This window comes from Streptomyces xylophagus, from assembly GCF_000716435.1.
GTDB classification, from domain to species: Bacteria; Actinomycetota; Actinomycetes; order Streptomycetales; family Streptomycetaceae; genus Streptomyces; species Streptomyces xylophagus.
This window is the reverse complement of record NZ_JNWO01000021.1, coordinates 163592-188193: the sequence shown is the minus strand read 5'-3', so window position 1 is coordinate 188193 and position 24602 is coordinate 163592. Positions and strand designations below refer to the sequence as shown.

21 protein-coding genes and 1 tRNA gene are annotated in these 24602 nt (G+C 71.1%); 13 read left to right on the top strand and 9 right to left on the bottom strand.

Annotation, left to right across the window (positions count from 1 at the left end; translation table 11 throughout):
* The first annotated feature begins 2 nt into the window (after positions 1–2).
* Together OO70_RS37170 and OO70_RS37165 are read left to right on the top strand one after the other, a co-directional pair.
* On the top strand, positions 3–986 hold the full coding sequence (locus OO70_RS37170) for an aldo/keto reductase (RefSeq protein WP_043681576.1): 984 nt from the start codon (positions 3–5) through the stop codon (positions 984–986).
* The gene (locus tag OO70_RS37165; RefSeq protein WP_043681572.1) at positions 983–3214 is read left to right on the top strand and encodes a helix-hairpin-helix domain-containing protein; all 2232 of its coding nucleotides are present in this window, start codon (positions 983–985) and stop codon (positions 3212–3214) included. The genes OO70_RS37170 and OO70_RS37165 overlap by 4 nt, the downstream gene beginning before the upstream one ends.
* 143 nt (positions 3215–3357) lie before the next feature.
* On the opposite strand, the gene OO70_RS37160 is transcribed toward OO70_RS37165, so the two are convergent.
* Positions 3358–4092, bottom strand: coding sequence for a hypothetical protein (locus OO70_RS37160; RefSeq protein WP_043681569.1), 735 nt, complete (start codon positions 4090–4092; stop codon positions 3358–3360).
* Between the two features lie 47 nt (positions 4093–4139).
* Between OO70_RS37160 and OO70_RS37155 the strand changes: the two genes are divergently transcribed.
* On the top strand, positions 4140–4328 hold the full coding sequence (locus OO70_RS37155) for a DUF5703 family protein (protein WP_005485166.1): 189 nt from the start codon (positions 4140–4142) through the stop codon (positions 4326–4328).
* A gap of 75 nt (positions 4329–4403) precedes the next feature.
* Here OO70_RS37155 and OO70_RS56920 read toward each other — a convergent pair whose 3' ends face one another.
* The 3 genes from OO70_RS56920 to OO70_RS37140 form a co-directional block, all read right to left on the bottom strand.
* The gene (locus tag OO70_RS56920; RefSeq protein ID WP_043681563.1) at positions 4404–5537 is read right to left on the bottom strand and encodes a chaplin; all 1134 of its coding nucleotides are present in this window, start codon (positions 5535–5537) and stop codon (positions 4404–4406) included.
* Positions 5538–5727: 190 nt separating this feature from the next.
* Entirely contained in the window at positions 5728–5961 is a 234-nt protein-coding gene (chpH, locus tag OO70_RS37145; RefSeq protein ID WP_043681560.1) for a chaplin ChpH, read from the bottom strand.
* 172 nt (positions 5962–6133) lie between these two features.
* Positions 6134–7459 carry a M20/M25/M40 family metallo-hydrolase gene (locus OO70_RS37140; protein WP_043681557.1) on the bottom strand — a complete coding sequence of 442 codons (1326 nt, stop codon included), beginning with the start codon at positions 7457–7459 and terminating at the stop codon, positions 6134–6136.
* 200 nt (positions 7460–7659) lie between these two features.
* Between OO70_RS37140 and OO70_RS37135 the strand changes: the two genes are divergently transcribed.
* The 5 genes from OO70_RS37135 (at position 7660) to OO70_RS37115 (ending at position 14505) form a co-directional block, all read left to right on the top strand.
* Positions 7660–7744: transfer RNA gene (locus OO70_RS37135), tRNA-Leu, on the top strand.
* Positions 7745–8021: 277 nt separating this feature from the next.
* On the top strand, positions 8022–11885 hold the full coding sequence (locus tag OO70_RS37130) for a Pls/PosA family non-ribosomal peptide synthetase (protein ID WP_043681555.1): 3864 nt from the start codon (positions 8022–8024) through the stop codon (positions 11883–11885).
* Positions 11886–11965: 80 nt separating this feature from the next.
* Positions 11966–13309: a M1 family metallopeptidase gene (locus tag OO70_RS37125; RefSeq protein WP_043681551.1), complete on the top strand. Its 1344-nt coding sequence runs from the start codon at positions 11966–11968 to the stop codon at positions 13307–13309.
* A gap of 64 nt (positions 13310–13373) precedes the next feature.
* A complete protein-coding gene (locus tag OO70_RS37120) occupies positions 13374–14105 on the top strand; it encodes a hypothetical protein (protein ID WP_043681548.1) in 732 nt (243 codons plus the stop codon).
* A 19-nt stretch (positions 14106–14124) separates the two neighbouring features.
* Positions 14125–14505 carry a YchJ family protein gene (locus OO70_RS37115; protein ID WP_199827483.1) on the top strand — a complete coding sequence of 127 codons (381 nt, stop codon included), beginning with the start codon at positions 14125–14127 and terminating at the stop codon, positions 14503–14505.
* 5 nt (positions 14506–14510) lie between these two features.
* Here OO70_RS37115 and OO70_RS37110 read toward each other — a convergent pair whose 3' ends face one another.
* A complete protein-coding gene (locus OO70_RS37110) occupies positions 14511–15212 on the bottom strand; it encodes a FadR/GntR family transcriptional regulator (RefSeq protein ID WP_043681542.1) in 702 nt (233 codons plus the stop codon).
* Positions 15213–15342: 130 nt separating this feature from the next.
* On the opposite strand from OO70_RS37110, the gene OO70_RS37105 reads away from it, so the two are divergent.
* From OO70_RS37105 to OO70_RS37090, 4 genes are read left to right on the top strand one after another with little or no spacing between them, the layout of a single operon-like run.
* Positions 15343–15861 carry a gluconokinase gene (locus OO70_RS37105; protein ID WP_043681539.1) on the top strand — a complete coding sequence of 173 codons (519 nt, stop codon included), beginning with the start codon at positions 15343–15345 and terminating at the stop codon, positions 15859–15861.
* Positions 15862–15917: 56 nt separating this feature from the next.
* A complete protein-coding gene (locus OO70_RS37100) occupies positions 15918–17315 on the top strand; it encodes a GntT/GntP/DsdX family permease (protein ID WP_043681536.1) in 1398 nt (465 codons plus the stop codon).
* A 10-nt stretch (positions 17316–17325) separates the two neighbouring features.
* Positions 17326–18084 carry a glucose 1-dehydrogenase gene (locus OO70_RS37095; protein WP_043681533.1) on the top strand — a complete coding sequence of 253 codons (759 nt, stop codon included), beginning with the start codon at positions 17326–17328 and terminating at the stop codon, positions 18082–18084.
* Between the two features lie 17 nt (positions 18085–18101).
* Positions 18102–19127: an L-idonate 5-dehydrogenase gene (locus OO70_RS37090; RefSeq protein WP_043681530.1), complete on the top strand. Its 1026-nt coding sequence runs from the start codon at positions 18102–18104 to the stop codon at positions 19125–19127.
* A 9-nt stretch (positions 19128–19136) separates the two neighbouring features.
* On the opposite strand, the gene OO70_RS37085 is transcribed toward OO70_RS37090, so the two are convergent.
* The 4 genes from OO70_RS37085 to OO70_RS37070 all read right to left on the bottom strand — a co-directional run bounded on the left by OO70_RS37085 (position 19137) and on the right by OO70_RS37070 (position 23272).
* A complete protein-coding gene (locus OO70_RS37085; RefSeq protein ID WP_043681527.1) occupies positions 19137–19772 on the bottom strand; it encodes a cytochrome b/b6 domain-containing protein in 636 nt (211 codons plus the stop codon).
* Positions 19756–20499: a molybdopterin-dependent oxidoreductase gene (locus OO70_RS37080; protein WP_043681525.1), complete on the bottom strand. Its 744-nt coding sequence runs from the start codon at positions 20497–20499 to the stop codon at positions 19756–19758. The genes OO70_RS37085 and OO70_RS37080 overlap by 17 nt, the downstream gene beginning before the upstream one ends.
* A gap of 125 nt (positions 20500–20624) precedes the next feature.
* The gene (locus tag OO70_RS37075; RefSeq protein ID WP_043681522.1) at positions 20625–22178 is read right to left on the bottom strand and encodes an APC family permease; all 1554 of its coding nucleotides are present in this window, start codon (positions 22176–22178) and stop codon (positions 20625–20627) included.
* A gap of 143 nt (positions 22179–22321) precedes the next feature.
* Complete coding sequence (locus OO70_RS37070; protein WP_043681519.1) at positions 22322–23272, bottom strand: hypothetical protein; 951 nt, start codon at positions 23270–23272, stop codon at positions 22322–22324.
* A 419-nt stretch (positions 23273–23691) separates the two neighbouring features.
* Here OO70_RS37070 and OO70_RS37065 point away from each other — a divergent pair, with 419 nt between their 5' ends.
* The gene (locus tag OO70_RS37065; protein ID WP_043681516.1) at positions 23692–24585 is read left to right on the top strand and encodes a DMT family transporter; all 894 of its coding nucleotides are present in this window, start codon (positions 23692–23694) and stop codon (positions 24583–24585) included.
* Positions 24586–24602: the final 17 nt, after the last annotated feature.

The following is a 24602-nucleotide window of genomic DNA, read 5'->3' as shown; positions in this document are numbered from 1 at the left end:
TCATGGAGCAGAGGCATCTCGGCCGTACCGGCCTTCGTGTGTCCCGGATCGGACTCGGCACCCTCACGTGGGGGCGCGACACCGACGAGCATGACGCCGCGGACCTCTTGAAGGCGTTCTGGGAGGCCGGCGGCACCCTCGTCGACACGGCGGACGTGTACGGCGACGGGGAGGCCGAGTATCTGCTCGGACAGCTCATAGAGGGGCTCGTGCCGCGCCGGGACCTGGTCATCTCGACGAAGGCGGGGAGCGTACCCGACCCCGACCGCCGCTTCGACGGCTCGCGCGGCCATCTGCTCGCCGCGCTGGACGCCTCGCTGGCCCGCCTCGGCACGGACTACGTCGACGTGTGGCACATCCACGCCTTCGACCCGTTCACGCCGCTGGAGGAGACCCTCCAGGCCCTCGACCTGGCGGTCAGCAGCGGGCGGGCGCGTTACGCGGGCGTCTCCAACTACTGCGGCTGGCAGCTGGCCAAGGCGGCGACCTGGCAGCTGGCGGCGCCGGGCACGCGGACCCGGCTGGCCAGCACGCAGCTGGAGTACTCGCTGTTGCAGCGGGGCGTGGAGCGCGAGGTGCTGCCGGCCGCGCTCGACCTGGGCATCGGACTGCTGCCCTCCTCACCGCTCGGGCGCGGGGTCCTCACCGGCAAGTACCGGCAGGCGACCCCGGCCGGCTCGCGCGGCGCCTCGGAGCACATGGCGCCCTTCGTCGCGCCGTACCTCGACGACACGGCGACCCGCATCGTGGACGCGGTGACCATTGCCGCGGACGGGCTCGCCGTGACGCCCCTCCAAGTGGCCCTCGCCTGGGTCCGCGACCGGCCCGGGGTGGCCGCCCCGATCGTCGGCGCGCGCAACGCGCACCAGCTCACGGCCGCATTGTCAGTGGAGGCGCTTAGTCTTCCTGACGAGATCTGCCGAGCGCTCGACGATGTGTCGGCGCCTCTGCACCGCTATCCCGATCACGACTGGAGCACGCTGTGAGCACGGACCCGGAGACCACGGAGACCTCGCCAGCCGAGGACACGGGCACGGACGCCGTGGAGGGCGCCGAGGGCACGGGGGAGGACACGGCCGAGGCCGCCGTGGAAGGCACCGAGGGCACCGGTGAAGCCACGGCCGAGGTTGCCGCCCCCGAACTGTCCGAGGCCGCCGCCGAGTTGCTGGCCCAGAAGCTGGAGCGGGAGCGGATCGAGCGGCGGAAGGCGGAGAAGGCCGGGCCGATCGTGGCCGGGACCAAGCTCAGCGGGACGGCCGCCGAACTGCTCGCGGCGGTGCGGGCCGTGGAGAGCGGCGAGAAGCCCGTGCCCATCCCCTCCGCCAAGCCGGAGCCCGCCCCGCGCCCGTCCGCCGCCCCGGAGGCGGTGCGGCGGCCCCAACCCGTCGCGGCGGCGCCCGGCGCCCCCGCGACCGAGACCGTCGAGTCCGTACGCCGGGTGCTGGCCGAGGGCGGCGCGCCCGAGACGCTCGCGGCACAGGTGGCGGCGGCACTCGGCGAGATCGCGGACGAGCAACTCCGCGAGGACCCTTGGCAGTTGCTGCGCGTCCCGGGTGTACGGCCCGAGCAGGCCGACGGATTCGCGCGGGCGCTGCTCGGCGCCGAGTGCGCGCCGGACGACGAGCGGCGGGGCCGGGCGGTCATCGCCTGGCTCCTGGAGCAGGCGGCTCTGGCCGGGCATACGGCCCTGGAGGCGTCGACGTTGACGGCGGCGCTGGCCAAGCAAGGGGTGCCCGATCCGGACGCGGCGACGCAGAGCGCCATCGCGGAGGGTGAAGTGCTGGTGTTCCAGGACGCGTTGGACGAGCCCGCGGTCCCGGTGCAGCGCACGGACGACGCGTCCGATTCCGATGAGGACTCGGAGGCCGAGGAGCGTCCCGTCCGTGTGCTGATCGGCCTGGAGCGGTACGCGCTCGCCGAGGAGAGCCTCGCCGACGGACTCGCCAAGCTGATCAACTCGGTGCCGAAGGAGGACGGTTCGGCGGCGGACTGGGAGCAGGCCGGTGCCGCCAAGGGGTCCACCGGCGAACTGATCCGCGCGGTCGCGGGGCACGGGCTGGTGCTCCACACCGGCGGCGAGGCGTCCCTGGAGGAACCGGCGGCACTGCTCCGCGCGGCGACGGGTTTCGGGTTGCGCGCCTGGGCCGCCGCCCACAGTCCGGTCGGCCGGGACCGGTTCGCCGCGCTGCTGACGCGGTCCACGGAATCAGGGAGCACGTCGTCCGGCGAGTCGGAAAGTTCCGAGCCGGGTGACGCCCCCCGCACCGCCACCGTCGCCGGGCTGCTGTCCGGTGCCGAAGGCCCCGGGCGGGACGCGGACGGTGCCCTCGACCTGGATCTCCTCGTCGTGCTCGACGCGCCCCAACTGGACGTCGAGACGGCCGCGTTGCTCACCGAGTCGCTGCCGGACGGGGCTCGGCTGGTGCTGGCCGGGGACCCGGCGGTGCTGTGGTCGGCGGGACCCGGGCGGGTCTTCGCCGATCTGCTCGCGTCGAAGGCCTGCCCCCAGGTCGTCTCGCGGCGCCCGGATCTCGGTCCCGTGGGCGAGCTGGTCTCGGGCATCGGTATCGGCGAGCTGAACCAGGTGGAGGCCCCCGGCAAGGAGGTCGTGATCGTGCCGGTGCGGGACGCCGGCGAGGCCGTGCACCGGACCGTGCAGCTCGTCGCCGACTCGGTGCCGCGGGTGATCGGCGTCCCGGCCGAGCAGACGGTGGTGATCACACCGGGGCACGGCGGCGCAGCGGGCACTCGTGCCCTCAACGTGGCGCTGAAGGAACGGCTCAACCCCGGCCCCGGCCGCTTCGGCGGCTTCGACCCCGGCGACCGGATCGCGTACTCCCCCGCCCCTGGCCGTACGGTCCCCGGCCAGGTGGTGAACGCCGACGCCGAGGGACTGCATCTGACGTGCGCCGGCGGACCCGTCGTCGTACCGAAGGAGCGGGTGGAGCAGGCCGTGCGGCACGGGTGGGCGCTGACCGCGCACCAGGCGGTCGGGGCGCGGTGGCCCGCGGTGGTCGTGGTGCTGCCGGGGGACGCGGCGCAGGCCCTCAGTCGGCCCTGGGTGTACACGGCGTTCAGCCGGGCGGACCGTCATCTGTCCGTGGTGCACGGTGTGGACCAGGCGCTGCCCCGGGCCGTGGCCGAGATCCCGGCCAAGCCGCGTACGACCCGGTTGCCGGTGCTGCTGCGGCCGCAGGTACCGGCGGAGGTCTGAGCAGGACGACAGTCCTGACCGGAGGGCCGACGGCCACGGTCACGTCACGGAGGTCCGAGGCGGACGACGGACGGCGGCGGTCGCGGAGGGGGTTCCTCCGCGACCGCCGCCGTCGTCGTCGCAACAGCCGGGCGCGGCGCGGCTCAGCGGTCCGCTTCCAGCGCCTCCAGGTCCTCGTCCTCGTCGAGATCGGCGTCGAGCTCGGGATCGAGTTCGTCCTCGATCTCCTCCTCGGCCTCGTCCACCTCGTCGATGTCGTCCAGCTCGTCGTTGATCTCGTCGTCGAAGACCGCGCTGACGTCGAAGCGGCACACCACCCGCTGCGGATCGACCTGCTCGAAGGGGGCCTCCAGCCAGGAACCCGGCTCGGCCGTCTCGTCGGCGGCGGTCACCCACAGCGTGGAGTCGCCCTCTTCCAGGCCGAACTCCTTGGGCCGGGAGGCGATCTCGTCCGCCTCGAACTCGTCGAAGAGGATGCCGAGCGCGCCGTGGATCGTGGCGGAGGCCTCCGTGCCCGTGCCGTCGCCGACCGCCGCCTCGACCCGCTGCGCCTGGGCCAGCAGCCGCTGCGGCTCCGCCACGGCGTAGTCACGGCGGATCAGCACGCTCACCGCGTTCGGCTCCTCGGGGCCGGTGTACGGCGGCAGGGAGTCGTCCGTACCGGGGATCTCGAAAGGCGTGACCTCGTCATAACGGTCGTAGAGCAGCTCGTCGTAGACCTCGGCGGCCGCGGCGAGCTGGTTGAACGCCTCGTAGACGGCCGGGTCGTCCTCCCCCGACCGGCCTTCGACCGCGGCCAGGTGGCGGTCGAGCGCGGTCTTGACCGCCTCGGCGGCGGCGCGTACCTCGGCAGCGGTGGGCTGCGCAGCATCAGACATAGTGCAGACGCTATCCGTACCGGGGCTCTGCCCGCACAATAGATGCGATGCCGGAATACGAATTTGTCGACGTGTACGTACCGCGCGGGGTCTCCCGCAAGGACGCCACACGTCTCCTGACGGACCATGCCGAGTACGGACACTGGGAATTGGACCGACTGAGCCTGCTGCGCGACGGCAGTCGCAGGGTGCGGCTGCGCCGGCGGATCATCCGCCAGGTGCGTGCCACGTGGTGAGCTGAGCCGGACGCAACGGAGCGGGCCCCGACGATGCGGGGCCCCTCCGTTGCGCAGATCACATGTTCCCGGGTGCTACGCCGAGGCCCGCGCCTTGCGGTAGAGCACCGCGCCCGCGAGCAGCGAGCCCGCGCCGATCGGCAGCGCGAGGCCCAGCGGCAGCTCGCTGCCGGTGTGCGCGAGCTGCGGGGCGCCCTGCGACTGGACCGCGGACTGGGCGCCGGGCTGGTTGACGTGCGCGGAACCGGTCGGCGTGTGACCGCCCTTGATCGGCGAGGTGCCCGGCGATGCGGGGTGACCGGGCGTGCCGGGGTGTACGGGAGTACCCGGGTGCCCAGGAGTCCCGGGGTGGCCCGGCGTTCCGGGGTGACCCGGAGTCCCCGGCGGGGTCGTCCCGTGACCGCCGCCCGGAGGCGTGCCCGGGTGGCCACCGCCCCCGTGATGACCGCCACCGCCGTGGTGACCGCCTCCCTGGTGACCCCCTCCGTGGTGGCCGCCGCCCTCATGACCGCCGCCACCGTGGTGCCCCCCACCGTGGTGACCGCCCCCCTCGTGACCGCCGCCCCCGTGGTGACCGCCGCCGCCCGGAGGCGTCCCGTGGTGGTGCCCGCCGCCGTTCCAACCGCCGCCGTTGGCGCAGTCGTTGCCGGTGACGGCGTTGCCGATGCCGATGACGTCGACGCTGTTGCCACACACGTTCACCGGCACGTCGATCGGTACCTGGACGTGGTTGCCCGAGCCGACACCGGGCGAGCCGGACGCGTGTCCGCCGGCGTGCGCGCCCCCTGAGCCGCCGTGCGCTCCATGTCCGCCCGACCCGCCATGGCCACCGGAACCGCCCGAGCCGCCGTAGCCACCGGAGCCGTAACCACCGTCGTCGCCGTAGCCGCCCGACGAACCGTGACCGCCGCCATGACCGCCGCCGGCGCTGTGACCACCGCCGTGGCCACCGCCCTTGCCGCCCCCGCCCTGGTTGGCGCACTTGTTGCCGACCGCCGGGTTGAGGATTCCGACGACGTTCACGGTGTTGCCGCAGACGTTGACCGGCACATGCACCGGTGCCTGCACGGTGTTGCCGGACAGTACGCCGGGCGAGTCCGCACTGGAGCCGTGCGCGCCCGAGTCCGCGTGGGCGACACCGCCCGCGGCGGCGATCACTCCGGTCGCGGCCGCCACGGTCATCAAACTCTTGCGGGTGACTTGTCGCATTGCTGAATTCCCCCCTGCCTTCATTCCTGACTGAATTCCTCGCGCGATTTCACTCGACGTCCCGCTCGACATCTCGCTCGATGTCTTGCTCGACGTCCTGCTCGATTTCCCGCGCAAAGACCGTCGGCCCCGGAGCGCATGGCGCGCGCTCCGGGGCCGAGGACGTGGTCACCCCCTCAGAGGGGCGACGTCACTTGTTGATGCAGGTGTTGCCGAAGGCGGGGTTCAGCACGCCGATCACCGAGATCGTGTTGCCGCACACGTTCACCGGGACGTGCACGGGCACCTGGATGACGTTGCCGGAAACGACACCCGGGGAGTGCACAGCGGCACCCTGGGCACCCGAGTCGGCGACGGCCAGGCCCGCTCCCGCGAGAACCAGGCCACCAGTGGCAGCCGCAGCGGCGACGACCTTCTTGATCATTATTCCTCCTTGTTGGCAAAAGCGATCTCGTGTTGCCGATCGCATCACCTGTAACGAGGAGGGAGTAATGGAGCTACGAGCTTATGAGCACATTCACTCGTCCCAGTCACCCCCGCACGCGCGGTCGAATTCCGGCGTCAACCAGCGTCGACCGGTGTTTCAGGACGCCGTTTCAGGAGGCGTCGATGAACCGGTCCAGCACCCGCACCCCGAACTTCAGCCCCTCCACCGGCACCCGCTCGTCGACCCCGTGGAACATGCCCGCGAAGTCCAGCTCCGGCGGCAGCTTGAGCGGTGCGAAGCCGAAGCCGCGGATGCCCAGGTCGTCGAAGGACTTGGCGTCCGTACCGCCGGAGAGCATGTACGGGATCGCCTTCGCGGTCGGGTCCTCGGCGAGCAGCGAGGACTGCATGGCCTCGACCAGGGGCCCGTCGAAGGAGGTCTCCAGGGCCTTGTCGGAGTGCGTGCCCTCACGCTTCACGTTCGGCCCGAGAATCCGGTCGAGGTCGGCGAAGAACTCCTCCTTGTACCCGGGCAGGAAGCGCCCGTCGACGTGCGCGGTGGCCTCGCCGGGGATGACGTTGACCTTGTAACCGGCGTTCAGCTGCGTCGGGTTGGCGGTGTTGCTGAGGGTCGCGCCGATGAGCTTGGCGATGCCGCCGAGCCGCTTGAGGGTCGCCTCCATGTCCTCGGGGTCGAGCTGGGTGCCGAGCGCGTCGCCCAGTTCGTCGAGGAAGGCGCGCGTCGTCTTCGTGACCCGTACCGGGAACTTGTGCCGGCCGATCCGGGCGACCGCCTCCGACAGCTCGGTGATCGCGTTGTCCCGGTGGATCATCGATCCGTGCCCGGCGGTGCCGGCCACGGTCAGCTTCATCCAGTGCATGCCCTTCTCGGCCGTCTGGATCAGATAGAGCCGCCGCTCCTCGCTCACCGTGAACGAGAACCCGCCGACCTCGCTGATGCCCTCGGTGACGCCGTCGAACAGCTCGGGGTGATTGTCGACGAGGTGCCGCGCCCCGTACGTACCGCCCGCCTCCTCGTCCGCGAGGAACGCGAGCACGATGTCGCGCGGGGGCCGGCGCCCGCTGCGCAGCCGGTCGCGGACGACCGCCAGGGTCATCGCGTCCATGTCCTTCATGTCGACCGCCCCGCGCCCCCACACACACCCGTCCGCGACCTCGCCGGAGAAGGGGTGGTGGGTCCAGTCCGCCGCGTTCGCCGGTACGACGTCCAGGTGGCCGTGGATGAGGAGCGCGGGCCGGGAGGGGTCCGTGCCCTCGATCCGGGCCACCGTCGAGGCGCGTCCCGGGTGCGACTCGAAGATCTTGGGTTCGAGGCCCACCTCGGCGAGCTGCTCGGCGACGTACTCGGCCGCCTTGCGCTCCCCCGGGCCCGAGTGGTCGCCGTAGTTGCTGGTGTCGATCCGGATCAGCTCGCGGCAGAGGTCCACGACCTCGTCCTCACCGGTGACGCCCTTGGCCGTGTCCGTGTCGCTCACGCTGCTTCCTCCCACTGTCACTGCTGGTGGTCCTCCCCCTCATCCTCTCTCTCCCCGGCCCGCGCCCCAAGGGCGGTCCGCCGCCGTCACACGCCGTTCACGCGGGACGGGGGTGGGAACAGGGGGTGATCGGCCACCCCTGGAAGCCTGGTAATGTTTCCTTCGTCGCCGCGGGGGAAACCACGCGCGACAGACACCTTGTCCGGGTGGCGGAATGGCAGACGCGCTAGCTTGAGGTGCTAGTGCCCTTTATCGGGCGTGGGGGTTCAAGTCCCCCCTCGGACACATCGCTGGCGAGGGCCGCGACCACCAAGGTCGTGGCCCTCGCCGCATTTGTGGGGGATGTCTCCTTCGGACCGAAGATCACCAGGTCAGAGCGTTGCCGGACGCTCACGGAGCGCCCCCGTTCGGCTCCCCCGAGTGGCCGTCGGCAGGCCGGGCGCATAGCGTCGTACTAAAATTTCCGGCTTGTTACGGAACGGAGCTGGAGCCGGACAACCCCAGGCATACCTGCGGGCCCGCCAGCACCCCGGAAGTTTCCGGGTTCGAGACGCGAGGACCGATGGCAGCCATACACGAGAGCAGTGCTCTCGGGCTTGACGAAGAGATCCGCACACAGTTCGGCGATACGGCACGTTTCTCCGCGGCGCCCGCCGCCTCGGCCCGCACGCTCGTCGACATTCTCGACGCGTCGGTGCGGTCGTATCCCGACGAGCTCGCCCTGGACGACGGCACCGTCCGTCTCACCTACCGTGCGCTGGCCGTCGAGGTGGAGACCCTGCGCCGCACCCTGGCCGCGGCCGGCGTCGGCCTCGGCGACCGGGTCGGCGTGCGCGTCCCCTCCGGGACCAACGATCTCTACGTCGCGATCCTCGCCGTACTCGCCGCCGGTGCCGCCTACGTCCCCGTGGACGCCGAGGACCCGGACGAGCGGGCCGAGCTGGTGTTCGGCGAGGCCGATGTGCGGGCCGTCATCGGTGCCGACCACGCGCTGACCGTGCTCGGGCACAGTGACGTCCCGGCCGCCCGGCCCGGTGTCGAGCAGGACGCGTGGATCATCTTCACCTCCGGCTCCACCGGCAAGCCCAAGGGCGTCGCCGTCACCCACCGCAGCGCGGCGGCCTTCGTGGACGCCGAGGCGGCACTGTTCCTCACCGACGACCCCATCGGTCCGGGTGACAGGGTCATGGCGGGGCTGTCCGTGGCCTTCGACGCGTCCTGCGAGGAGATGTGGCTGGCCTGGCGCTACGGCGCCTGCCTGGTGCCCGTGCCGCGCTCCCAGGTCCGCAGCGGCGCCGACCTCGGCCCCTGGCTGGTGGACCAGGACATCAGCGTCGTCTCGACCGTGCCGACCCTGGCCTCCCTCTGGGAGCCGGAGGCCCTGAACGACGTACGCCTGCTGATCTTCGGCGGTGAGGCCTGCCCGCCCGAGCTGGTGCAGCGGCTGGTCACCGAGGGCCGCGAGGTCTGGAACACCTACGGGCCGACCGAGGCGACCGTCGTCGCCTGCGCCTCCCTGATGACCAGCGACGAGCCGATCCGCATCGGACTCCCGCTGAACGGCTGGGAGTTGGCCGTCGTCGACGAGGCCGGGGTGCCCGTACCGATGGGCGGCAGTGGGCAGTTGGTGATCGGCGGCGTCGGGCTCGCCCGGTACCTCGACCCCGAGAAGGACGCGGAGAAGTACGCGCCCCTCGAATCGCTGGGCTGGGAACGGGCGTACCGCAGCGGCGACTTGGTCAAGGCCGAGCCTGAGGGTCTGATCTTCCTCGGCCGGGCCGACGAGCAGATCAAGCTCGGCGGACGCCGGATCGAGCTGGGCGAGGTCGACGCGGCGCTTCAGGCCCTGCCTGGTGTCGCGGGTGCGGCTGCCGCCGTGCGGACCGCGCGCAGCGGCAATCAACTGTTGGTCGGTTATGTCGTGACGCAGGAGGGCTGGGACCAGGCCTCCGCCGTCGAGAAGCTGCGGGCCGAACTGCCCGCCGCTCTCGTGCCGTTGATCGCGCCGGTCGAGGACCTGCCGACCCGCACGTCCGGCAAGGTGGACCGGAACGCGCTGCCGTGGCCGCTGGAAGGCCTGGAGACCGGGGGCGCCAAGGAGCAGCTCTACGGCACGGAGGCCTGGCTCGCGGAGCAGTGGGCCGAGGTGCTCGGCATCCCCGTGAGCAGCGCGGCCGACGACTTCTTCGCGATCGGCGGAAGCAGCCTGGCCGCCGCCCAGTTGACGACTCGGCTGCGCACCCGGTACCCGAGCGCGGCCGTCCTCGACATCTACCAGCAGCCGACCCTGCGCAAGTTGGCCCGGCACCTGGAGGACTCGGCGCAGGGCGACGGCACGGCACGGGTGATCGCGCCGGTGCCGACGCGCGCCAAGGTGATCCAACTCCTCGCGCTGGTCCCCCTGTTCACTCTGGTCGGCCTGCGCTGGACTGTGGCGCTGGCCGCGCTCGGCAACGTACTCAACGGCTATGCGTGGCTGCCCACCGCCTCCTGGTGGCTGGTCGGCGCCGGTGCGCTGCTGCTCTTCAGCCCGCCCGGACGGCTCGCAATCGCCGCGGGCGGTGCGCGGCTGCTGCTGCGTGGGGTGAAGCCGGGACGCTACGACCGTGGTGGCAGCGTGCATCTGCGGCTGTGGGCGGCGGAGCGGCTGGCCGAGTTCAGCGGCGCGACCGCGCTGACCGGCTCCTGGCTGGAGCGGTACGCGCGCGCCCTGGGCGCCAAGATCGGCCCGGACGTCGACCTGCACTCCCTCCCCCCGGTCACCGGCATGCTCAAGCTGGGCCGCGGTGCCGCCGTCGAGTCCGAGGTCGACCTGTCCGGCTACTGGCTGGACGGCGACCGTCTTGAGATCGGCCCGGTCAAGGTCGGCGCCCATGCCGTCGTCGGCACGCGCAGCATGCTGTTCCCCGGCGCCCGGGTGGGCAAGCGGGCCGAGGTGGCGCCGGGTTCGGCCGTCACCGGCACGGTCCCGACCGGCCAGCGCTGGGCGGGCGCGCCCGCGGTCAAGCTCGGCAAGGCCAAGCGCAACTGGCCCAAGGAGCGCCCGCAGCGGGGCACGTACTGGCGGGTGATGTACGGCGTGACGGGCTTCGCGCTCACCATGCTGCCGGTGGTCGCCGGCGCGGTCGCGCTGCTGGTGGCCCGTGTGTTCGTGGCACCGGGCGACGGTCTCGGCGAAGCCCTGCGGGGCGCGTCGCTGGCCCTGGTCCCGGCGACACTCGCCTTCGGGCTGGCGTACGCGCTGCTGATCCTTATCGGTGTACGGCTGCTCAGCCTGAGGCTGCGCGAGGGCACGCACCCGACGCACAGCCGGATCGGCTGGCAGGCGTGGACGGTCACGCAGCTGATGGACCTCTCCCGCGAGACCCTGTTCCCGCTGTACGCCGGACTCGTGACGCCGGTGTGGCTGCGGCTGCTCGGGATGCGGATCGGGCGGGGCGCCGAGGTGTCGACCGTGCTCGCGCTGCCGAGCCTGACGACCGTCGGTGAGGGTGCGTTCCTGGCGGACGACACGCTGACCGCGCCGTACGAGCTCGGTGGTGGCTGGGTGCACATCGGGCGGGCCGAGATCGGGCGGCGGGCGTTCCTCGGGAACTCCGGGATGACCGCGCCCGGACGGAGCGTGCCGGACGGCGGGCTCGTCGGGGTGCTGTCGGCGACGCCGAAGAAGGCGAAGAAGGGCACGTCGTACCTGGGGCTGCCGCCGGTGAAGCTGCCGCGCAGCACGAGTGGCGGCGACCAGAGCCGGACGTACGACCCGCCGGCCAAGCTGCTGTGGGCGCGCGGGCTGGTCGAGCTGTGCCGGATCGTGCCGGTGTTCTGCTCGGCGGCGCTGGCCGTGCTGACGGTGGCGGCGCTGTGCGCGCTCGGTGTGTGGGCGCCGCTGTTGTCGGGGCTGGTGCTGCTGGCGGTGGGTGCGCTGGCGGGGCTGATCTCGATCGTGGCCAAGTGGACCCTCGTGGGGCGGCACCACGGTGCCGAGCACCCGCTGTGGAGCGGTTACGTGTGGCGCAACGAGCTGGCGGACACCTTCGTCGAGGTCGTGGCGGTGCCGTGGCTGGCCGGTTCCGTGCCGGGTACTCCGGTGCTGACGGCCTGGCTGCGCGGGCTCGGCGCGCACATCGGCAAGGGCGTCTGGCTGGAGAGCTACTGGCTGCCGGAGACCGACCTGGTGACCCTGGAGGACGCCACGACGGTGAACCGCGGATGTGTGCTCCAGACCCACCTCTTCCACGACCGGATCTTGCGGACGGATACTGTGGTCCTCCGTGCGGGCGCGACGCTGGGTCCTGGCGGAATCGTCCTGCCCGGCAGCGAGGTCGGGGCGCGCACCACTCTGGGCCCCGCGTCACTCGTGATGGCGGGGGAGTCCGTTCCGGACGACACCCGCTGGCTGGGCAATCCGATCGAGTCATGGCGACCCTGAACACAGGTCACGCGGCGTCGGCTTCGGAGGGCGGTGCACGGGTACGAGATACGAGCACAGCGCAGGGAGCAGACGCAGCAGTGACCGTTCAGCAGGCGGCGGGTCCGGACCCGTATTTCCCGGCAAACGGCGATGCCCGCTACCGGGTGCACCGCTATGAGCTCGCGCTGGACTACCGCCCCGGCCCCAACCGTCTCTCCGGCACGGCCCGGATCAACGCCATAGCGGGCCGTGCTCCGCTGCCCGAATTCCAGCTGAACCTGGGCGACTTCAAGATCGGCCGGATCCGGGTGGACGGCCGCCAGCCGCACTACACGCACCGCGGCGGCCGGCTCCGCGTCCGGCCCGCGAAGCCGCTGCGGGCCGGTGCCGCGTTCACCGTGGAGGTCCACTGGTCGGGCAACCCCAAGCCGGTCGCCAGCCCCTGGGGCGGACTCGGCTGGGAGGAGCTGACCGACGGCGCGCTGGTGGCGAGCCAGCCGATCGGGGCACCGTCCTGGTACCCGTGCAACGACCGCCCCGCCGACAAGGCCTCGTACCAGATCTCGATCACCACGCCGTCCGCGTACGCGGTGGTGGCGGGCGGCCGCCTGCTGACCCGAACTACCAAGGCTTCTACGACCACTTGGGTGTACGAGCAGTCGGCGCCGACGTCGAGTTATCTGGTCGGGCTGTCGATCGGGAAGTACCAGACGGTGCTGCTGGGCGACCCGGGTCTGGGCGGCGTCCCGCAGCACGGGCACATCCCGTCGGACCTACTCCCGGAATTCTCAAGGGACTTCGCGCGGCAGCCCGCGATGATGGAGCTGTTCCAGGACCTGTTCGGGCCCTACCCGTTCGACGAGTACGCGGTCGTGGTGACGGAGGAGGAACTCGATGTCCCCGTCGAGGCACAGGGGTTGTCGCTGTTCGGCGCCAACCACGTTGACGGGGCCCGCGGTTCGGAGCGGCTCGTCGCGCACGAGCTGGCCCACCAGTGGTTCGGCAACAGCGTGTCCATCGCCGACTGGCGGCACATCTGGCTGAACGAGGGTTTCGCCAAGTACGCCGAGTGGCTGTGGTCCGAGCGCTCGGGCGGCCGCACGGCCCACCAACACGCCGCCGCCGCGCACCGGTTGCTCTCCACGCTCCCCCAGGACCTGCGGCTCGCCGACCCCGGCCGCAAGTCCATGTTCGACGACCGGCTCTACGAACGCGGCGGCGTCACCGTCCACGCGGTGCGCTGCGCGTTGGGGGACATCGCGTTCTTCCGCATGCTGCGGGGGTGGGCGAGCCTGCACCGCAACGGGACGGTGACGACGGCTACGTTCACGTCTCACGCGTCCCGGTTCACGTCCGAGCCGTTGGACCAGCTTTTCGAGGCGTGGGTTTATGGGACGCGGTTGCCGCCGATGCCTTCGGCCGAGACAGGGATCGCGGTCTGAGCTGTCGGCTCCGTTGCGGGTGGGGAACTGACGGAGTATCAAGTGACTTCACGGGGGTGAGGTCATGGGAGCCGCGTGGAACCGGGGGTTCGCGGAGACGGGTGAGTGGCTGGAGGTCTACGGGGAGACCGAGCCGCAATCCGTCCCGCTGGAGCAGATGTTCGCCACGGGACCGGACACCGGACGCCCTTTCACCGGGTATCTCTACGTCTGGTCGCTCGGGTACACGGGGGACGACGCGCCGTCGGTGAAGGTAACGCTGCTGTTCCCGGCGATGGGCAGTTGGCGGGTGAAGGACGTCCAGGCCATCGTGTACCACCTGCCGCCGGTGGCGGACGAGCGGGCGTGGCGGAACACGCTGGCCAGGGACCTGCGGGCGGCCGGGCCCGCCCTGGAGGCCGCCGGCAAGCTCACGGCGGATCTGGTCGGCTTTCCCGAGATCAACGCGATGATGTCCGCCGCGGCCCACCTGAGGGCGCGCAGCGCACCGCAGATGCAGGACGAGGAGTGGTTCGTCAAGAGAGTGCACCACAGTCCCGGCGGGATCCTGCACCAGGGAGTCGAGTGGACACTCCCGGCGAACTTCGTGCAGCAGATCGGGAGTCGGGTCACCGGCGCCCTCCTCGTGGAGTTCATCGGTGCCGCACCCGCGCACGAGGTCACCGACCCTCCTGGCGACGAGCCGCTGCCTCTCCTGGCCTGCGCGGCTCTCACGCGCGACAAGGAGGTGAGGCTGCCCGAGGACGCCTACGTCCGACTGCCGCTCCGCGTCACCCCCGAGCGCCCGCGAACATAGGCCCGGCACAATGATGCCCATGACCCCACGCACCACCTGCCCCTGCGGCCTCCCCACCCCCTACGACAACTGCTGCGGCCGCTACCACTCAGGCACCGCCACCGCCCCCACCGCCGAGGCCTTGATGCGCTCCCGCTACAGCGCCTTCGTGCGCCTGGACGCGCCCTACCTGCTGCGCACCTGGCATCCGCGGACCCGGCCCGCCGAGCCGCTCGAACTCGATCCGGGGATGCGGTGGACGGGTCTGGAGATCCTGGAGACAGGGGGCGGGTCGGCGTTCCACTCGGCGGGGACCGTGACATTCCGGGCGTCCTACAAGGGCGGCTCGATCCATGAGCGCAGCCGGTTCGAGCGGGTCGACGGGGCGTGGGTGTACGTCGACGGGGAGTTCCTGGACTAGGTCAACTACGGTGCGAGGATGTCGAGTTCCTGCAGCGCGCCGACCGTGATCTCGCGGGTCAGGGTCTCCGCGCGGAGTGCGTCGCCCTCGCGGACCGCTTCCGCGACCTGGACGTGCAGGGTGACGGCGGCGGGGTCGGGGTCCTCGAACATGACCTCGTGGTGGGTGCGGCCGGCGAGGACCTCGGTGACGACGTCGCCGAGGCGGGCGAACATCTCGTTGCCGGAGGCGGCGAGGATCACCCGGTGGAAGGCCACGTCGTGGACGAGGTAGGCCTCCAGTTTGTGACCGCGTGAGTTGGCCACCATGCCGATCGCGCACTCGGTGAGTTCCGCGCACTGCTCCGCCGTGGCGAACTTGGCGGCGAGGCCGGCCGCGATCGGTTCGATCGCGGAGCGCAGGACGGTGAGTGAGCGCAGTTGCTGCGGGCGGTCGGCGCCGGCCAGGCGCCAGCGGATGACCTGCGGGTCGTAGACATTCCACTCGGACTTGGGCCGCACGGTGACGCCCACACGGCGGCGGGACTCGACCAGGTGCATGGATTCGAGGACGCGGACCGCCTCGCGCATCACGGAGCGGGACACCTCGAAGTCCTTGGCGAGTTCGTCCGTACGCAGGACGCTGCCCGGTGGGTACTCGCCCGCGGTGATGGCGGGGCCCAGGGAGTCGAGTACGCGGCCGTGCAACCCGCGGCCCGGAGTGGTCATGCACTCAGCGTACGGGGCACATCACGGAACCAAAAAGTCAGACTTATATGTCACAGACTCTTGAATTCGTCGTACCTAATCGGTTTCAGTGGGTTCGACATCAGGTGTCGACGGAGACAGTGAGGCAGCGATGCGTACCCCCCATGTCGTCGTGGTCATGGGCGTAGCGGGCACCGGGAAGACCACCATCGGTCCCCTGCTCGCGGCCCGGCTCGGCGTGCCGTACGCCGAGGGCGACGACTTCCACCCGCAGGCCAACATCGCCAAGATGTCGGCCGGGCACCCGCTGACGGACGAGGACCGGTGGCCCTGGCTGGACGCCATCGGCTCCTGGGCGCACGGGCGCGCGGGGCTCGGCGGGGTCGTCAGCAGCTCGGCGCTGAAGCGGTCGTACCGTGACCGGCTGCGGGCGGCGGCACCCGGTGTCGTCTTCGTCCATCTGACCGGCGACCGCGCGCTCATCGAGGACCGGATGGCGCACCGGCACGGGCACTTCATGCCGACCGCGCTGCTCGACTCGCAGTTCGCCACGCTGCAACCGCTGGAGGCCGACGAGGCCGGAGTCGCCGTGGACGTCAGCGGCAGCCCGGAGCAGATCGCCGAGCGGGCGATGGCCGCGCTGGAGCAGGTTCCCGAGCCGACCGTCTGACACTCGTCCGACACCTGTAGCCATACCCACTCCCCCGTATCCGCAAGGAATCCACCGTGACCAGACTCAGCGTCGAGATGCTGGCAGCGGACCCCGTCGAGCCCATCACCTCGGCCGGACACGCTCAGCTGGGCATCGCCGTACTGGCGGGCATCGCCGTCATCGTCCTGCTCATCACCAAGTTCAAGATGCACGCCTTCCTGGCGCTGACCATCGGCTCGCTCGCGCTCGGCGCGTTCGCCGGGGCGCCGCTGGACAAGGCCATCACCAGCTTCACCACCGGGCTCGGTTCGACCGTCGCCGGTGTGGGTGTGCTGATCGCGCTGGGCGCGATCCTCGGCAAACTGCTCGCCGACTCCGGCGGCGCCGACCAGATCGTCGACACGATCCTCGCGAAGGCGAGCCCCCGGTCGATGCCGTGGGCGATGGTGCTGATCGCCTCGGTGATCGGGCTGCCGTTGTTCTTCGAGGTCGGCATCGTGCTGCTGATCCCGGTCGTGCTGATGGTCGCCAAGCGCGGCAACTACTCGCTGATGCGGATCGGTATCCCGGCGCTGGCCGGTCTGTCCGTCATGCACGGCCTCATTCCGCCGCACCCCGGGCCGCTGGTCGCCGTCGACGCGGTCAAGGCCAACCTCGGGTTGACCCTCGCGCTGGGCGTCCTGGTCGCCATCCCCACCGTCATCATCGCCGGTCCGCTGTTCTCGAAGGTCGCGGTCCGCTGGGTGGACGTCCAGGCCCCTGAGCGGATGACCCCTGCCCGCCCGTCCGAGGAGCTGGAGAACCGTCCGAGCTTCGGCGCGACCCTCTCCACGATCCTGCTGCCGGTCGTGCTGATGCTCTCCAAGGCACTGGTCGACATCATCGTCGACGACCCGGAACACACCGTGCAGCGTGTCTTCGACGTCATCGGCTCCCCGCTGATCGCGCTGCTCGCGGCTGTCATCGTCGGCATGTTCACGCTGGGCCGCCCGGCCGGCTTCACCAAGGAGCGGCTGTCCTCGACCGTCGAGAAGGGGCTGATGCCGATCGCGGGCATCCTTCTCATCGTCGGCGCGGGCGGCGGTTTCAAGCAGACGCTGATCGACTCCGGTGTCGGCCAGATGATCCTGGACATCTCCAAGGACTGGTCGATCCCGGCGCTGCTGCTGGCCTGGCTGATCGCGGTGGCGATCCGGCTCGCGACCGGTTCGGCGACGGTGGCCACGATCTCGGCGGCCGGTCTGGTCGCCCCACTGGCCGCCGACATGTCGAGCACCCACACCGCCCTGCTCGTGCTGGCGATCGGTGCGGGCTCGCTCTTCTTCAGCCATGTCAACGACGCCGGGTTCTGGCTGGTGAAGGAGTACTTCGGCCTCAGCGTCGGCCAGACCCTCAAGACCTGGTCCGTCATGGAGACGATCATCTCGGTGGTCGCCGGCGGACTGGTACTCCTCCTCTCGCTGATCATCTAGGGGTACGGGAATGAGTCATCCTCTCTTCGACATCAGTGGCCGTACGGCCCTGGTCACCGGTTCGAGCCGGGGCATCGGACTCGCCCTCGCCCGGGGCCTGTTGGAGGCCGGTTGCACGGTCGTCCTGAACGGACGGGACGGCGAACGGCTCACCAAGGCCGCCGCCGAGTTGTCCGGCGACGTCCACACGGCGGCCTTCGACGTGACCGACGGTCCGTCAGTCGCCGCCGGGATAGCGGATGTTGAGGAACGGGTCGGCCCGCTGGACATCCTCGTCAACAACGCGGGCATGCAACTGCGCGCCCCGCTCCTGGAGTTCACCGACTCCGACTGGCACCGCATCATCGACACCAACCTCACCAGCGCGTTCCTGGTCGGCCGCGAGACGGCTCGCCGGATGACGGAACGCGGCCACGGGAAGATCATCAACATCTGCTCGCTGCAGAGCGAGGTGGTCCGCCCCGGCATCGCGCCCTACGCGGCCACCAAGGGCGCCCTGAAGATGCTCACCAAGGGCATGTGCGCGGACTGGGGTCCGAGCGGGGTGCAGGTCAACGGTCTGGGCCCGGGCTACATCGAGACGGAACTGACCCAACCCCTCGTCGACGACGAGGAGTTCAGCGCCTGGGTGCGCAAGCGGACCCCGGCCGGCCGCTGGGGCACCACGGACGACCTGGTCGGCGGGGTGCTGTTCCTGGCGTCGCCCGCCGCGGACTTCGTGAGCGGACAGGTGCTGTACGTCGACGGCGGCATGACGAGCGTGCTGTAGAGAACGGGAGTCCAGACATGCTGGGTTGTGTGATTCATGGTCAGGACGACCTGCGGGTCGACGAGTTGACGGTCCCGGAGCCCGGCCCCGGCCAGGCCCTGGTCGCCGTCCGCTACGGCGGCGTCTGCGGCTCCGACCTCCACTACTGGCGCCACGGCGGCGTCGGCGACTTCCGCCTCAAGGAACCGATGCTGCTCGGCCACGAGGTGGTCGGCACGGTCGTGTCCTACGGCCCCGGGGCCACAGGTCCCGTCGCCGGTACGGCAGTTGCGGTGCACCCGGCCACTCCGTGCGGGGTGTGTCCCGAGTGCGCGGCCGGCCGTCGCAACGTGTGCCGCGACACCCGGTACCTCGGCAGCGCGGCCCGCTTCCCGCACGTACAGGGCGGATTCGCGGCCCAAGTCGTCGTCCCCGCAGACCAGTTGAGGGCGATCCCGGCGGGCCTGGAGCTGCGTCGGGCCGCCCTCGCCGAACCGCTCTCCGTCGCGCTGCACGCCGTACGACGGGCCGGTGACGTGACCGGACGCCATGTGCTGGTCACCGGCGCGGGCCCGATCGGCTGCCTGGTCGTCGCGGCGGCGAAGGCGGCCGGCGCGGCACACGTGACGGTCACCGATCTGCTTCCGGCGGCCCTGAGTTACGCCACGGCGGCCGGCGCCGACACCGTCGTACGGGCCGATGATCCGGACGATTCCGGGTGGCCGTCCGAAGTGGACGTGGCCATCGAGGCGTCCGGGGTGGCCGCCGGGCTCGACACCTGTCTGCGGCTCGTGCGGCGGGGCGGGGTGGTCGTACAGCTCGGGATGCTGCCGCCGGGGCAGAGTCCCTTCGCGGGGAACCTGGTCGTCAGCCGGGAGATCGAGCTGCGGGGCGCCTTCCGTTTCGACGAGGAGTTCAACGACGCGCTCCAACTCCTCGCTGTGGAGCCCGCGTTCGACGCTCTGGTCAGTGCGGTGGTGCCGGTCCGGGAGGCGGAGTCGGCGTTCGCGCTGGCGGCCGACCGGAGCCGGTCGTGCAAGGTACTGCTGGACTTCGGTAGCTGAGCAACGCAATTACGGCTTCCACAGCGGGTGTTCCCGCTTCGCCCACTCCCTGCTCACCGACCCCGTACGCAATCCCGCCCGCGCCTCCGGATCGCCCAACGCCATGCCGATGTGGCCGCCCAGGACGATGCCGATCGTCAGGGCGAGCCAGTCGTGGACGAAGGTCGCGCTGGTGCGCCACATGATCGGGGTGAGGTGGGTGAACCACATCATCAGGCCCGTGCCGAGCATCACCAGGGTGGCGCCGGCGATCCAGTTGGCGTAGACCTTCTGGCCGGCGTTGAACTTGCCCGCTGGGCGCGCCGAGCGGCGTTTGTCGCGCATCAGGGCGCCGCGCAGCCAGACGCGGTCGTGCGGGCCGAAGCGGTTGAGGAAGCCGAGGTTGACGCGGAAGCCTCGGAAGAAGAGGCCGATCAGGACGGGGACGGGAAGCACGACTCCTGACAACTCGTGGACGCGGACGACGAGTTCACGGCGGCCGACGAGTTCGGCGAACTGCGGGATGTACAGGCAGGCCGCGGTGAAGACGCAGATGCCCATCAGCGCGGCCGTGGTCCGGTGCACCCAGCGCTCGGTGCGGCCGAAGCGGCGGACTCGGGCCGACGGCTCCGTCTGCGGGGGCTGGGCTTCAGCTCGTAGGGTCATCGTCGCGTCCGTTCGACTTGCCGACCCAGGCGTCGACGTCGTAGCCCCGGTCTTCCCAGTAGCCGGGCTTCACATGCTCGGTGACCGTGATGCCGGAGAGCCACTTCGCGGACTTGTAGAAGTACATGGGGGCCACGTACAGGCGGACCGGGCCGCCGTGGTCGTGGCCCAGGGGCTTGTCCTGCATGCGCAGCGCGACCAGGATGTCGGAGCGCCGGGCCTGGTCGAGGGTGAGGCTCTCGGTGTAGGCGCCGTCGAAGCAGGTGAAGCGGACCGCCCCGGCCTTGGCGCGCACTCCCGCGGCGTCCAGCAGCCGGGACAGTCGTACCCCCTCAAAGGGAGTCCCCGGGACCCGCCAGCCGGTGACGCACTGGACGTCCTTGACCAGCCGGGTCTGCGGCAGGGCGCGCAGGTCGGCCAGCGTGTAGGACGTCGGTTTGTCGACCAGGCCGTCGATGGTCAGCCGGTAGTTCGCGGCGTTCTTGTGCGGCACGGACGCGGTGACGGAGTAGTAGCGGAAGCCGCCGCCGTTCGGGAGCAGTCCCGTCAGCCCGGTGGGGTCCTTGCCGGACAGGGCACCGAGGACACCCTCCATGCCCTTTTGCAGAACGGGCGCGGTCACGACGCCGAGGGCGCCCAGGCCGAGGGTGCCGAGGAGGACACGGCGGCCGAGCGGCCTGCCCTCCGCCTTCTCCGCAACCTCGGGCTCGGGTTGTTCAGGGTTCACGCACTCATTCGAACACCCGCGACCCCGGCGCGGCCAGGGATCGCGGGTGCCCGTCAGACTTCCGTAACCACTTCTTACGTGCTTCTCAGAAGCGACAGCTCGACGACAGGTTCGACCTCAAGGTTCTACGGCGTCTCCGTCGCCGCCTTGTCCAGCTGGAACGCCTCGTTGCCGAGCCCGATCCGGGCATGCGCCTCGGGGTTGCGGGCGCGCAGGATCAGGCCCTGGGCCAGGCCGACGAGCAGGGCGAGGACCACGATGCCGGGCAGGATCCAGCTCAGGGACGAGCCGGGGCCCGCGCCGACCAGGACGTCGAAGTCCTTGACCGTGTAGACGGCGATGACGATGAGGGCGATGCCGGACAGCGCGGAGGTGACCAGCCGCCAGGCCTGGGCGCGGGCGGAACCGCGGCGGGCGAAGAACACGATCACCGAGAGGGAGGCCGCGGCCATCAGCAGGATCACGCCGAGGGCGCCGATGTTGCCGAACCAGGTGAAGAGGTGCAGGACGGGTTCGGTGGGGTCGCCGGTGGGCTTGTCGTCGGCGACCGCGAAGGCGATCACGATCACGGCGGACACGGCGGTCTGGAGCAGCGAGCCGGTGCCGGGGGCGCCGCTCGCGGTGGTCGTACGGCCGAAGGCGGACGGCAGCAGACCCTCGCGGCCCATGGCGAAGGCGTAGCGGGCGACGACGTTGTGGAAGCTGAGCATGGCCGCGAACATGCCGGTGACGAACAGGACGTGGAGCACGTCGGTGAAGGTGCCGCCGAGGCGGGAGTCGGTGAGGTAGAAGAGCAGGCCGGCGCTCTGCTTCTGGGAGACGCCGATGATCTGGGAGGGTCCCGTCGCGACGGTGAGCGCCCAGCAGCTGACGGCGAAGAAGACGGCGACACCGCTGACCGCGAGGAACATCACGCGCGGCACCAGGATGTGCGGGCGGCTGGTCTCCTCGGCGTAGACCGGGGCCTGTTCGAAGCCGAGGAAGGCGGCGATGCAGAAGCACAGGGCGGTGCCGACGCCGGCGCCGCTGAGGGTGTCCGGGTTGAAGGCGTGCAGGGACAGGCCCTCCTTGGCCGGGTCGGCGACGGCCGCGATGTCGAAGACGACGACGAGCGCGACCTCGACGACCAGCAGGACGCCAAGCACGCGCGCGTTGACGTCGATCTTCAGCCAGCCGAGCGCGCCGACGACGAGGATTGCCGCCAACGCCGGTATCCACCAGGCGACTTGGAGGTCGGCGTAGGTGGAGAACAGTCCGGAGACCTCGAAGCCGAAGATGCCGTAGATGCCGACCTGGAGGGCGTTGTAGGCGACGAGCGCCACCAGGGCCGCGCTCGCGCCGGCGGTGCCGCCGAGGCCGCGCGAGATGTACGCGTAGAAGGCGCCCGCGTTGTGGACGTGTCTGCTCATCTCCGCGTAGCCCACGCTGAAGAGGACCAGGACGATGCCGAGGAGGACGAAGAGAAGCGGCTGCCCTTCGATGCCCATCACCGCGAATGTGGTGGGCATGACACCTGCGACCACCATGAGGGGTGCGGTCGCCGCGAGCACGGAGAGCAGCAGGCCTCCGGTGCCGAGGCGGTCGGCGCGCAGGGCGCGCTCCTGTCCTCTGAACGTGCTGATGCCGCTGCCGCCGCCGTCCGCGGTGGCGCTGCTCGTGCTGGAACTGCCCGTCGTCATGGCGGGAACGTCCTTTCGGGGTCGCTACGGGGGCGTTGCTACGGTTGCGTTTCGTCGCTACAGGTTCGTTGCTACGACTGCGTTACATCGCGTGCGTCATATCGCTTGCGTCACATCGCTACGGGGTCGTTGGTACGGGGGCGTTACGACGTACCGAGCGCGGTGTCGCGTGCGGCTCGGAAGGCGGTGAGCGGGTCGCGGTCCGGGTAGGACCACGGGGCCGGGGTCGGGTGCTCCCCGATGCGGTGGAACAGAGCGGCCGCCTCTGCGCTCCGGCCCTCGCAACACTTCGCGTGGGCAAGGAAGTTGAGGTCGACCAGGCGGCGCGGATGACCTTCGTGCTCCCACTCAAGCCACCAGTCGAAGGCGGCCTTCATGACCTGCCGGGCCCGGCGTCCGGACCAGTGCCCGGAGGCGGCCGGGTCGGCGGGTTCCAGGCCGGCGGCGGCCAGCACGCGGTAGCGCTCGGCGTGCGCGATGACCGGCAGGATCGCGAGCGGGGAGTCGGCGGGCGCCTGTTCGGCGGCCCAGTAGGCGAAGTCGTAGACCTCGTGCAGCGGGTCGAGGCCGGCGGTGGCCCGGCGCTCGGCCAGTCGGGCCACCATCAGATGGTGGGCGTGGTGATGGTCGGCGTGCCGGTGGCGGACCTCGTCGAAGAGCTGGACCACACCCTCGTCGGTACCGAGGCTGTGCTCCAGGAGGAGCATTCCGAGCCACGGCGTCGGATCGTCGGGCAGGCGTGTCGACGCCGCACGGCAGGCCTCGCGGGCGCGGGCCGGTTTCTCCTTGCCCGCCAGCGCGCGCTGGACGAGGGCCACGGCGAGCAGCACGGAGGCGTCCCCGGACTCGGGTTCGGCGAGCAGCCAGTCGCGGGCCCAGGCGGCGGTGTAGGACTCCAGGGCGAGGACGGTGACCCGGTGGGCGCGGAGGTCCCACTCGTCGCCCGTCTGGGCGAGCAGTCCGCGCGCCGCCTGCCAGCGACCCTGGGCCAACGCGGCCCGTGCGGCGACGAGTTGGTCGTCGTCGAGCGCGGCGTCGAAGGCCTGGGACGCACGCTTGTGACGGCGTCCGAGGGGTGGCGGGGGTGGGGACACCCGGGAATTCCTCACGATCCTCACGCGACGCTGCGGGACATCGGCGCGCTATCGGCCGATCACGCACAGCAAACCCTCCACCAATACTTCACGTCAAGTGCCGCACTGGTGTTACGCGTGTCAACTTCCCTTGTGTATGCGGCACTTGTGGCTGAAGTGGCTGAATCCACTCCTCGGGACGGTAGGCTCCCCGGCGTTCGCGGGTCACCGATGTGGCGTAGGCCATGGCGCTCGGGCGCGCGGCGGCGGACCATGGGAGCACGGTCCCGCCGCAGCCTCCGATCGCCACCGGGTCGTCAGAGCATCGTGACCGAGTCGACTGCCCGGTTCCGGGTACTCCCAGGGGCACGCCGGGCCCTGGGGCGCTACAGTCGCCCAAACGCATCCCGTAACCCGGCCTGACGATCGAGGTACGCAGCGTGTCGGTTCTGGTTCTGACGCTCGCCGTGAGCGCGGCCTGTTGCCTCGGCTTCGGGTTCGTGCTCCAGCAGAACGCGGCCCAGCGGGCACCTCTGAACGACTTCCTCTCGCCGCGGCTGCTCCTCGACCTGATGAGGGTGCCGCGCTGGCTCGGCGGCATCGGCCTGATGGTCGCGGGCATGGTGCTCGGCGCGATAGCGCTCAGCCGCGGCGAGGTCTCCCTCGTGGAACCACTCCTCGCGACGAACCTGCTCTTCGCCCTCGCCCTCTCCCGCAAGCAGACCCGACAGCCCCTGGGCCGTCAGGGCTGGGCGGGCCTCGCACTCCTCGCGGGTGGCGTCACGACCTTCATCGTCGCGGGCGAGCCGCGCAGCGGTACGGCGGTCACGGACCCCTTCCGCCACTGGCTGATCATCGGCGCCATGGTGGGCCTGGCCCTCCTCCTCACGACGTACGCCAAACGCTCCCGGCTCAGCGCGGGCCCGGTCCTGCTGGCCCTGGCCGCCGGCCTTCTCTACGGCGTGCAGGACGCGCTCACCCGGGTCAGCGGCCAGCGCTTCACCGAGGGCGGCCTCACCGAACTGGTCACGGGCTGGCAGCCGTACGGCGTGCTCGCGCTCGGTGTGACCGGCCTGGTCCTCGTGCAGAGCGCGTTCGAGACCGCTCCCCTGCGCATGTCCCTGCCCGCCCTCACCGCGGCCCAGCCGCTGGCCGGGATCATCTGCGGAGTGGGCTTCCTGGGCGACCGGTTGCGCGCGGACACCGGCGCGCTGGCCTGGGAGGCGGTGGGCCTCGCCGGGATCGTCGTGGGCATCCTGCTCCTCGGCATGCACCCCGCGATGCCGCGCGGCACGACGAGGCCGAAGCCGGCACTGGACCTCCAGCCGCGCTGACCGCCGGGCCCCTGTCC